We start from the raw sequence: 11,230 nt of genomic DNA, 5'->3' as shown, positions 1-11,230 counted from the left end.
CGCCTTTTCTTATCAGCTTTGTTCTCACTCTATCGCTCAAGAACAAGCCCACTATTATTACTTCTAAATACCAAGTGTCCAGCTTTTAAATCGTTGCTAAAACCCTAGTTAGCCAGAATATACTCAGTCGCGTCGACCAGTTTGCGATCATTGGGATCGGATATATTGGTCTTCCATACCACTTCGCCTAAGCGATTGATAAAGAAGGTTGTGGGCGTACCCGCCACCGCGTAATCAGCAGCGGCTTTTTCACCATCAACCAGTGTAGGAATTTGAATACCACGGGCCAATAGCATCTCGGCAGGTTTGGCGCCATCGTCTTCGTTAAAGCTAATGGCTAACACTTGCAGATCGCTCTGTTGATTGTTTTGCCTGATCTTCTCAAGTCCCGGTTGCAGCTTTTTGCAGTAAGGACACCAAGTCGCCCAAAAATGCAGGATTAGTGGTTTGCCTTTATAATCGGCTAACGAATGTAGCTGGCCGCTGGCATCTTTAAGCGAAAAATCGGCTGCCATCGGCTTTACTTCTTCCGCTAGAACCGCTGCAGATAATACAAAGCCTGCCAACACCATACTGACCAACAGCACGCTAATATTGACAAGCTGGCTGAATCGCTGCGCTACGTTTTTAGTGATTAAATGCATATAACCCTCTTTAGCCCCTGCGTTAAAAAATCACGTTAAATCCTACTTTTCCAATATGCCATGTTAGACGCGACTCTGCTGATGGCTTTCAGTCAGCTTATACATAGACCGAGCCACTGCCGTTAATCATTCAAGCTAACGTCTTTTAAATACAATTTGTGATGAAAATCACTACAGTGTAGTAACAAAGTTGAAATTTATGGTGGTTTGTCAGTGTCTTTGTCTAAAGTTAACTTAAGACCATTGGCTGGAATGAATAAATGAAAGTATCTATCTCGGGCACTGAGACCATTAGTATTTTTCAACTCACTGCAGTGTTTAGTATGTTGTTTGCGTTGGTTGGTTTTAGCTATAACGTTTGGCGCATGGAAATTACTGAATACAATAACAACGTGCGCTCAGCCAGCTTCGAGCTGTTACTGCAGCTTTCAGAGCTTGAATCTATCATTTACGCCGCCCATTATGACCAAGATATCATTCAAGGTAGTCCGCGAAAAGGCTGGGTAAAAGTCAATTTAATTGCCGATCTGAGTGTTGTTACTGAACCTGAAATTCAAGCGGCAACAGAAAGGTTAAAAGCCAATTGGCAACTCAACTGGGAGAGTGTCGCCAGCGATGAAAACAGCGCTATGCAGGTCGTCGAAAAAATTGATGATACCCGCCTCCAAGTGCGCCAATTACTGAGCACGTTAGAATGATATTAAGTACACCGCTATACTAATAAGCCTATTCGCAGACACCCCATTAAATACAGCCAGTAATTAGCTTGGAATCAGTTACTGGAAAACTCTGACGTAAGCCACACACGCGAGAGGCACTGTCTCTGTGAATGCATAAAGCCACTTTTACCGATGAGGTATTTGCTACAACCCCTTGTGGCTTAATGGCTCTGAACACTCATTCGAATTCATTCGCTAATTGATATTTTGCAGGCTCAGTAAAGCGGGAACTTCGGCTAGAAATGCATTAACGGACTCTCTTTCACTCCGGCTGTCATAAATCGCGTAAATATCAGCTAAAATCATCTCTTTCAACGGAATAAAGCACACATTGTGCCATTGATGTTGACGATAACTTTGAGGAACAATCGACACCATAGTACTCGTCGCCACCACTGCCATTAACGTCGTAGGTTCAATGACCTCCTGAGTCACCTTAGGGTAAAACCCACTGTCAACAAGGCGCTCAATAATCATATCGGTGGATGCAGAGTTAGTACGATTCATAAACACAAACTCTTCATTAATTAGATCATCCATACTGAGACTTTGGTTCATTTTCAATGGATGCTCATCAGAGACCAAAACACACATTGGTTCTGCGTATAACAGCCTTTCACTCAACGGATAAATGTTACGGGTATCAGCAAATCGGGCCAATCCAATATCGATACGATGCTTTATTAGCGCTTGCTTCTGCTTCTCCGGTGATAACTCAATAAAATTAAAGGTATATTGCGGATAACTCTTTTTGAACTCTCTTAGAACAGTGCCGAAACCAGCCCAGAATATCGAGCTCATTAACCCTATATTAATCGTGTTATCTAACGCTCGTCCCGCCTTTGCCACCTTGTTTATCGAATCACCAAACAGTTCGAATAACAGTCCGCATTCCTGTTTCAGCAATAAACCCACATCCGTGAGCTGAACATGGCGGGTTGTACGCTCAAACAAGGTCACATCAAGCACAGACTCTAACTCTTTAATTTGAGCACTCAAGGGCGATTTTGAAATATTAAGCTGTGCTGCCGCTTGTCCAAAATGCATACATTGAGACACCGCATAAAAATAGCGGAGCATTTTTAATGTTATACGCCCACTTAATACATTTTCATTAATGTTCATTATCCACACCTCAATGTTTGACCGCTTAGATTATACGCAAAATCAGGATAATAGCGCTGAATTTAGTGATTAATTCAGAATAAAGCTTGGGGTAAATTACCCCTAAGATCATTAATCAGCAAGGAACAAACCATGAAGATAGATCCAGTAGATAATGCACTCGCCACCATTTCAGCCCTTAAACCAAATTTCAGTCCTAAGGCTGCATTCATATTAGGCTCCGGCTTGGGGAGCCTTGCCGACGAACTGGAAGACAGAGTCTGTATTGCCTATGAAGATCTTGATGGTTTCCCTGTCAGCACTGTCGAAGGTCACTCTGGCGAGTTAGTTTTAGGACGAATGAATGGTATAGACGTTGTTTGCATGAAAGGCCGCGGCCATTACTACGAACATCAAAGTATGAAAGTCATGACAAATCCGGTGCGTACTTTTAAACGTTTAGGCTGTGAATTGCTAATCGTGACGAATGCCGCAGGGTCTTTACGCCCCGACACTATCGACGTCGGCTCCCTCGTTATTTTCAATGACCACATCAATACCATGCCAGGCACCCCTATGACGGGACGTAATGATGATGCCTATGGCCCACGCTTTTTTAGCTTAGCGAATGCTTATGACAAATCCTTACGACTGGAAGCATTGGCGGTAGCAAAAAAAGAGGGTATTAATGCCACTGAAGGAGTATTTGTCTCTTACAGTGGACCAAATTTCGAAACTGCTGCCGAAATACGCATGATGCAGATCATTGGCGGAGACGTCGTCGGAATGTCTGTGGTACCTGAGGTTATATCTGCAGCTCACTGTAGCCTTCCCGTATTGGCTATCTGTGCAATCACTAATATGGCTGAAGGACTTGGCGATGTAGCTCTATCCCATGAACAAACACTTAAGTGTGCTAAGTTAGCGCAGGATGACTTTATCAATCTCATCAAAGCATTTATGGAAAATCATTTTTGATGTTATACCAATAGCGATAATTAAGTGATCTAATCAGCGCTTTTTTGGCCATTGAATTCAAGGTAACTGAATAAGGGGATCAAGCTCCCTTATTCAGTTATTAACGCTGAAGTAAGTCACTAACAATGCGCCTTAAGATGCGTTTGAGTACATCCTCTTTTCATCCGCTCACAATACACTTCAATATCGTCAGGTACCCTGCCATCTGAGCCGTTTGGCCGTTTTGTTACAGCATGAGTTATGTTAATAACACTTTTATTTTAAATCCTTTAGCTTGAACTTCGTCGGTATAACCGAAGCTGATCCTCCCCCCTTGTTTCTCAACAATACTATTAACGATAGATAAGCCAAGCCCTGAGCCTATATTGGTATTTTGACTATCCTGAACTCGATAAAATGGCGAAAGAAGCTTGTCATGATGCTCAGGAGTGACACCAATACCACTATCACTGACGGTTATTTGTGTTTGACCCGACTGTTGGCTTATTTGAATATCAATTACGCCATCTTCAGGAGAATAGCGAATGGCATTATCGAGTAGATTTTTGAATAAAGTGTATAGATCTAATTTATCGAGTGGGCAGTCGATGTTTAGATCCCCTTCTATACCCAAGTCTAGATTTTTTTCATCGACTATAGGGTAAAGATCTTCGATAACACTCTTCAGCACCGCTTCAATATTAGCGGTCTGATGTTCGACAATATGACTGCCTTGAACTCTAGCAAGTGTTAGCAGCTGCTCTAGTAGCTTGCGACTACGCGCAATACCTAACCTGAGTGCTTTGACACGTTGCAGCTCTTTTACGGGAAGGTTCTCATCTCCGATACATTCAGCTTGGAGTGATAATGCGGTTAGCGGTGAGCGTAACTCATGGGCCGCATTCGCAATGAATATTTCTTGCTCTTCTATCGAAGATTTCAACCGGCCAATGAGGTGATTAATTTCAGATACGAAAGGGGTAATCTCCGTGGGCAGATCCTCAAGTGAAATAGGTTTAATATTGTGTCGGTAGCTAGACTCTACCGCTTTCGCCGCTAACTGAATGGGTTTAAGTCGGCTATGCAGTATTAGGTTCATGATTAAAATTAATAAAGGAATGACAGCAATAAAGGGTAACAAGGTGGCTCTAGCCATCTCCCATGCGAGCTCATCTCGCTCCGATGTTTTTTGAAGAACCAGTAGTTGCTGCCTTTCAAGCGATGAGCTAATTAGCACTCGATAGTCATTTTCAGCGAGTGTTAGATTATACAAACCGTCATTGAGTTGCTTAGAAACATCTTTAAAAGGCAGTGTAAGCGCTTGGGTTTGATGCATATCTCGTATCGCAACAAGGATCTCAGGCATGCCCTTTTCACTCTTTGTTTTGATGATGGTGTTGGGTTTAGGTTTATGCTCGGCATCAAATAGCTTTGATACTTGTTTTAATGTTGCATCTTGCCACTCAATAGCTTCTTGATAAGTATTAAAAAAAGTATAACCCGCAATGCCCGCAGCCGCTGTAATAAGGCTCACTGTCAGCCATAGGGAAAGTTGATATTTTAAAGAACCTATCGCCATTATTTTAAGACCATCCATCCTACACCACGAATATTTTTAATCGTTATCGCACCTAATTTTTTACGCAGTGAATGAATTAAATATTCAATCGCGTTACTCTCAACTTCATTGCCCCAACCATAAATTTTCTCCTCTAGATCAGCTTTAGATAAAATAGCGCCAGGTCTCATCAATAATGCTCTAAGTAGGGAAAACTCTCGATTAGATAAAAGAATACTAGTGGATTGCAGATCCATTTTGTCTGCGTACGTCTGCGTAAAACTCACCTCATTAGTGGCAGGATTAAGTATAAGCTGGCTACTTTCTAAGGTCGGTACTGAATTGCCACTTCGACGTCGAATAACCGCTCTCATCCTTGCTAACAGTTCACTCATGTCAAAAGGTTTAATCACGTAATCATCAGCCCCAGAGTCGAGCCCGTCAATACGACTTTTTAAGGTGTCTCTCGCGGTGATGACGATCACTGCGAGGTTATATTTTTCGCGGATCTTAGCCAGAACAACTAAACCATCGAGGCCGGGCAAGCCAAGGTCTAGCAACACACAGTCATAATTATGTGTTGCTAGGCTATCTAATGCACTTTGCCCATTGTTTACCCAGTCTATAGCATAACTCGCATCGATTAGTGATTGCTGCATCGCTTCACCAATCATAATATCGTCTTCAACAAGTAAGATCCGCACTGCTTTACCTTCTTATATTTTCTTCGGTGATTTAGATAACTTATAAGACTTAGATGACAATGCTCGATAGGTTATCGGCATAATAATTATCGCTAACGGGATCTGCACTAATAAGCCTGAAATAATAGCAATCGCTAAAGGTTGCTGCATTGCAGAGCCTTGTCCTATCGCTAAGGCGAGTGGCATAAGGGCCAAAATAGTTGCCAGAGTCGTCATTGAAATAGGTCTAAGTCTATTACTACCCGCTTGAATAATAGCTTGATCAGAGCCGACACCATTCGCTATTAATTCTTTATATTCAGAGAAGTAGAATATAGAGATCTCCGTAACAATACCCGCAATCATCGTCATGCCCATCATTGCAGTAATGTTTAGCTCAGTATTGGTTACCCATAGGCCAATAAATACAGCCGAGATGGACAACAACGGAGTAAGAATAATGGCAACCGCCGCAGAAAATGTTTCATACATATAAAGAAGCAGTATAAATATTAAGGCTATAGCGGCAACAAAAACGGCGATTAAGCCTTTAAATGCAATTTGCTGTTGCTGATATAACCCCCCTAACTCAAAATAAACATCTTTTGGCAGTAACGGGGAATTATTGAGTAACAGCTTAATTTCTGCAACCGTTGACCCCATATCTCTGCCATCAATACGACCCGTTACTGCCACCATATTCTTTAGATTATCGCGTACGATCTGAGGCTGTCCAGACTCTATCACTACATTAGCAATTTGCTTGAGCTGCAATCGATGGCCGTCAGGGGCGGTTAACCAAAACTGCTCCAAGCTGAGAATATTAGTTCTATCTCCTTCTGGCACCCAAACTCTCACATCGACAAGTTTAATGCCTTGCTGGATGGTGGTTACGACTTGTCCATTAAACCAAGAATCCAATTGGCTGGTAACCTCTGCCGGTGTTAACCCCTGTAATATGGCCTTATCTCGATTAACAATCACATTGACGGCATTACCCGCAAGTACAATACCATCTTTAACATCGACCACTCCTGAGATATTGCTGATGGCATCTGCAACTTTAGGTGCTAAAGCCATTAATTCTTCAGGTTTATTACCATACAATTTAATTTCAATCGGTTGAGGAACCGCGGTTAAATCACCAATAACGTCTTCCATTAACAGCGCCATCTCGATCTCTAGCCCCGGCACTTGATCATCAATCTGATGACGGATCTCACTCATAATCTGATCGATAGGCGGTCTTGGGAAAGGCGTTAACCTGACAAAGAAATCACCTTCATTTGCTTCAACTAAACCGCCACTGAGTGCTAATCCTGTTCGTCTAGAGTATGTTTCTACCGCTGGATTTTTTTGCAAGATATCTTCAACTTGCAATAACAAACGATTAGATTCCGTTAATGAGGTTCCCGGTGCAGAGACATAGTCGAGTACAAAGCCCCCTTCATCCATTGCAGGCATAAATCCAGTGCCTACATTTTGATAACTCAGAAAGCCGCAGAAAAGCAAAGGAACTAAACCGAGGCTAATTAACCAAGGTCGCTTTATCAAACGGGACATTAGTTGACGATATGCTTGCTGGATCCGAGCAAAAATAGGCCCTATATCTTCTTTATCAACATCTTTATCCGTAAGAAAATACTCTGCTAGTAGTGGCACTATTAACCAAGTGAATAAAAATGATATCAGTAGACTACTTGCCATTGTCAGTGACAGTGCTTTAAAGAAAGAGCCGGTAACACCGCTAAGAAAAGCTAAAGGAATAAAAATAACAATGGTCGCCGAAGATGAGCCCACCAATGGTTTGGTAAACTCAACGGCTGCTTTTTGAATGTTTTCTAGTTTGTTGGTGCCTGGTTTAGCATCTCTGAGTCGTCGAATAATATGCTCAATCATCACGATAGCATCATCGACAATTAATCCTACAGCCGCCGCCATACCTCCTAATGTCATGATGTTAAAGCTCATACCAAACAACCATAGCAATAGCACCGTACTGGCCAGAACGGCAGGCACGATAATCATAGCAATAAGGGTTATTTTGATGCTTCGAAGAAATATCAGCAGTACCAGTCCAGCCAACAGTACGCCAATGATAATAGCATCGCGAACACTGGTGGCTGATTCCGTGACCAACTGACTTTGATCATACCAATTGGCAATTTTTAAACTGCTTGCATTAGTCGCCGAAAAATCTGCCAACTTTTGATTAATATCTTTCGTTATCTGAACAGAATTACCCTGAGGTTGTTGGTAAACCTGCACTAATACGGCTTCATGACCATCCGCATTCACTTTAATCCACTGTGGTGCAGTCGCTAAACTGACTTTAGCTACATCCTTTAGATAAATATTTCCCGTAGTTTGACTCTTAACAACAATATTATTGATCGCTTGCTCGCCCTTTAAGCGGGAGTCCGACATCAGTAAATACAGCTTATAGTGGTCTTCTAAACGTCCTATCGCTTGTAAAGTATTATTAGTGGATACAGCTTGAGCAATATCATTAAAGTTAAGTTGGTAAGCGGCTAATTTATCGGGATTAACATCGATATGGTATTCCGATTCCTGGCCACCTAAGACGCCGATTTTAGCAATACCGGAAACGGAGCTCAGCAGAGGAACTAACTGTAAGTCAGCGATATCTTTAAGCTGTACTAAAGACAGTGAGTCAGACGTTAAACTGTAGGCCGCGATAGGAAAAACAGTCGGGTCCATACGCCTAACACTAAATTTAACCCCTGCAGGCAGCGTGGCAAGACTTTGGTTAAGGGCTGCATCTACCTGTAAAAGAGCAGATACCATATCCTGCCCCCATTCGAAATTAACCGAAACCTCAGCACTGCCTCGACTCGAGGTAGAGCGTAAATTCACCACGCCTGGCACGGCTCTAATCGCTTGCTCTATAGGACGCGTGACCGCAATAGACATTTTGTCAGCGGGCTGATCGCCGGCATCAATCGCCACCACAATCCGCGGGAATACCACATGAGGAAATAATGACACGGGTGATATAAACGAAGTTGCAAGACCGGCTAATGTTAGAAATGACACAAAAAATAAAATCGAACGCTTATGTGAAGCTGCCCATGATGCTGCCGTCATTACAGAGCCCCTCTTAATGCCATACCATCGGTTAATACGTAATTTCCGGTACTAACAACGTTATCCCCGACGGTTAAATCCCCAATAACTTCGGTTAGTTTTTCCTGCTCAACTCCAACCTCCACCCCTATTTTAACCGCAATATTATTGACGTTTTTGAACACATAAGCTTTACCATTTGTCGTTAACACCGCACTTCTAGGCACAACTAAGCCAACATGGGTCTCAGCTCTAATGCTTGCTTTAACGTTCTCTCCCAATACAAATAAATGAGATTGTTCTTCTGGTATGTGACTAAATATATCTACTAGGTGAGTGTTTACGTTTAGCATCGAGTTAATATTACTTATCTCACTATCGGATTCACTCTTACTATCAAAAACGGCTGTGATGGTCACAGGTAACTTAACCGTCAGTTGATTAACCTGTTTAGGTTCAATACCCAGTTGGGCAATTAATCGATTATTCGCAGCGATGAGTACTGCATTGGTATTTATTGAGACTCTTTGTCCTTGAGAAACACTGAGCTGTGTTATCACCCCATCGACTGGTGCTCTTAGTATTTCTGATGATTTATCAACGTTTTTTTGTTTCAAAGCGTTCAGTGACGCCTTGGCATCGTTAAGGTTACTGTAGGCCGAATCAAGGTTTCCCTGAGTGACCAGTTGAGACTTTAATAATCTTTGGCTACGGGCTAATTGCTTTTTAGCCAATTCAACTGCACTTTGAGCCTGAATATATTGCATTCTCGCTTCCGGTGCCGTAATCAACTCAATCAGTTTCTGTCCTTTTTGAACCCGCTGCCCACTGCGGACCCAAACTTGATTGACTTGTCCCGCATGAGATAAAGACATGTTTATCAGATAAGCGGGATCAGGAATAAGCAAACCATAAGCGGTGATCACCTCACTGATACCCTGCTCAGCAACCGGAGTGGTGATCACGGCTGCCGAAGTTTGCGCATAACTTGACGTAGCACAGAGCAGAAGTGCGGCTGCCATCGCTAATCGACAGGTAAAAGATGACCAAGGAGAAAGTAACGTCATTATATTGATTCCATTGATTTTTGAGGTGTTGAATAAGTCACTTCTGCCGGTATCGCCAGTAATGCATTAAGTGAGATGCTGGTATTCCAGATGCTTTGTTTTAATCTCAGTTGTTCAAGCTGTTTATTGAGTAAACTGGTTTCTATTGTGAGCATGGTCAAAGAGCTGATTTCGCCATTTTTTAACGCTTTTTGTGCTTGAGTAACCATGTATTGTAATGGGGGAATGTGCTGATCCAGATACTGCTGTTCTTCTGCCAGTAAGCTTTGCAATGCTAATAATTGTTCGACTTGATTACGTGATTGAGTCATGCGCTCATTAAACTCCATTCTTAACTGCTCTCGAGTCGCTTCTTCTATCGCGATATTGCCTTTGTTAGCATTAAATAACGGCAAGCTCAGCCCAACGCCGATACCATTAGTGACTAAACCACCGGTATCTTTTGCGTGAGTGATCCCCGCTGTCAGTGCTGGGAATTGCTTTAAAATAGCTTGGTGATAACGACTTTCTTGTGCTTGATATCCTGCAGATAAGGCGAGAAGATCGGGGCGATTACCAGCTAAGTTTGTGAGCAGTGAATCTGCAACATTTTTAGGCACGACTTTCAAGCTAGGTAAATCACTAATGTTAAGCGTGGTACTCGAGTCGATACCCATTTCTAGACAGAAATCATGGTGAGTTTGACTGTGTTTCTGCGCGAGTTGGCTCAACTGTACATTGATGTCGAGTAACGCCGTTAGAACCGGCCCATAGGTTTCTAAAGTAAGATTACCCGCTGCTAATTCATGCTGAGACTGATTTAATCGTACTTGATACAAGTCGTGTATTTTATTTAATAGGGCAAGTTGTTGCAGCTCCAATTTATATTGGATGGTTAAGGTTTGAACGCGTTGCACAACTTGCCACTCTGCCCACAGTAGATTGAGTTTATTTTGTGTCATGAAGTACTTTTCTGCATCTAATGCACTTGTGCGAGTAAATAACCAGGTAGTATCAAAATTGAGACCTGCAGACCACGCATTGACAGCGGTACTGCTATTGGGCTTATCTAAACTCATTGATAATTGTGGATCAGGTAATAGTCCAGCGGAAAAAACCTGTGCTTGCGATACCTTTAACTGCGCTCGCTTTATTTCAAGAATTGGATTCGCGTATATCGCAAGGGTGGCTATTTCGGTAAGGTTCAAACCATCATCGATTGAAACTGCACCAGCTGGAGCCAATGAAACAAGTTCATTAATATTTAAGGGTTGCTTAGGGGATAAATTAAGCGGCTTTGCTTGATAAGTTGCACAGCCAGATATTGTAAAAATTAGAGTACAGAAGAACAGTGTTCTAAAAGGGGACAATGGTTGCTTCATTACGAATGCTCGCGTGTCGGATGCCGTTAAAGTGCAGAATAGAGCGGCAA

Annotated in this window: 9 protein-coding genes; 2 read left to right on the top strand and 7 right to left on the bottom strand. The window is 42.4% G+C overall.

The annotated features are described in order from the left end of the window. Positions 1 to 104 precede the first annotated feature (104 nt). On the bottom strand, positions 105 to 644 hold the full coding sequence (locus tag CXF86_RS15005; protein ID WP_232775075.1) for a TlpA disulfide reductase family protein: 540 nt from the start codon (positions 642 to 644) through the stop codon (positions 105 to 107). A gap of 260 nt (positions 645 to 904) precedes the next feature. Here CXF86_RS15005 and CXF86_RS15000 point away from each other — a divergent pair, with 260 nt between their 5' ends. Further along, a complete protein-coding gene (locus CXF86_RS15000) occupies positions 905 to 1,342 on the top strand; it encodes a hypothetical protein (RefSeq protein ID WP_101092831.1) in 438 nt (145 codons plus the stop codon). A 216-nt stretch (positions 1,343 to 1,558) separates the two neighbouring features. Here the strand turns inward: CXF86_RS15000 and CXF86_RS14995 are convergent, their stop codons facing one another. Then, positions 1,559 to 2,488, bottom strand: a complete 930-nt coding sequence (locus tag CXF86_RS14995) for a LysR family transcriptional regulator (RefSeq protein WP_101092829.1) — start codon at positions 2,486 to 2,488, stop codon at positions 1,559 to 1,561. A gap of 132 nt (positions 2,489 to 2,620) precedes the next feature. On the opposite strand from CXF86_RS14995, the gene xapA reads away from it, so the two are divergent. After that, positions 2,621 to 3,445 carry a xanthosine phosphorylase gene (gene xapA / locus CXF86_RS14990; protein ID WP_102039374.1) on the top strand — a complete coding sequence of 275 codons (825 nt, stop codon included), beginning with the start codon at positions 2,621 to 2,623 and terminating at the stop codon, positions 3,443 to 3,445. Positions 3,446 to 3,683: 238 nt separating this feature from the next. Here the strand turns inward: xapA and CXF86_RS14985 are convergent, their stop codons facing one another. From CXF86_RS14985 to CXF86_RS14965, 5 genes are read right to left on the bottom strand one after another with little or no spacing between them, the layout of a single operon-like run. Beyond that, positions 3,684 to 5,003: a sensor histidine kinase gene (locus CXF86_RS14985; protein WP_180961078.1), complete on the bottom strand. Its 1,320-nt coding sequence runs from the start codon at positions 5,001 to 5,003 to the stop codon at positions 3,684 to 3,686. Continuing rightward, complete coding sequence (locus CXF86_RS14980) at positions 5,003 to 5,686, bottom strand: response regulator (protein ID WP_101092823.1); 684 nt, start codon at positions 5,684 to 5,686, stop codon at positions 5,003 to 5,005. The genes CXF86_RS14985 and CXF86_RS14980 overlap by 1 nt, the downstream gene beginning before the upstream one ends. 12 nt (positions 5,687 to 5,698) lie before the next feature. Next, a complete protein-coding gene (locus CXF86_RS14975; protein WP_101092821.1) occupies positions 5,699 to 8,773 on the bottom strand; it encodes an efflux RND transporter permease subunit in 3,075 nt (1,024 codons plus the stop codon). Further along, positions 8,773 to 9,819 (bottom strand): efflux RND transporter periplasmic adaptor subunit, encoded by a 1,047-nt coding sequence (locus CXF86_RS14970; protein ID WP_102039373.1) that lies wholly within the window; start codon positions 9,817 to 9,819, stop codon positions 8,773 to 8,775. Before CXF86_RS14970 ends, CXF86_RS14975 begins: the two co-directional genes overlap by 1 nt. Next, positions 9,819 to 11,180: a TolC family protein gene (locus tag CXF86_RS14965; protein WP_102039372.1), complete on the bottom strand. Its 1,362-nt coding sequence runs from the start codon at positions 11,178 to 11,180 to the stop codon at positions 9,819 to 9,821. The genes CXF86_RS14970 and CXF86_RS14965 overlap by 1 nt, the downstream gene beginning before the upstream one ends. Positions 11,181 to 11,230 lie beyond the last annotated feature (50 nt).

Origin of the sequence: Shewanella sp. GutCb (genome assembly GCF_002836135.1) — a bacterium.
In the GTDB taxonomy this organism is placed as follows: domain Bacteria; phylum Pseudomonadota; class Gammaproteobacteria; order Enterobacterales; family Shewanellaceae; genus Shewanella.
The sequence above is the reverse complement of the archived record's forward strand: the minus strand, read 5'-3'. Positions and strand labels throughout refer to the sequence as shown.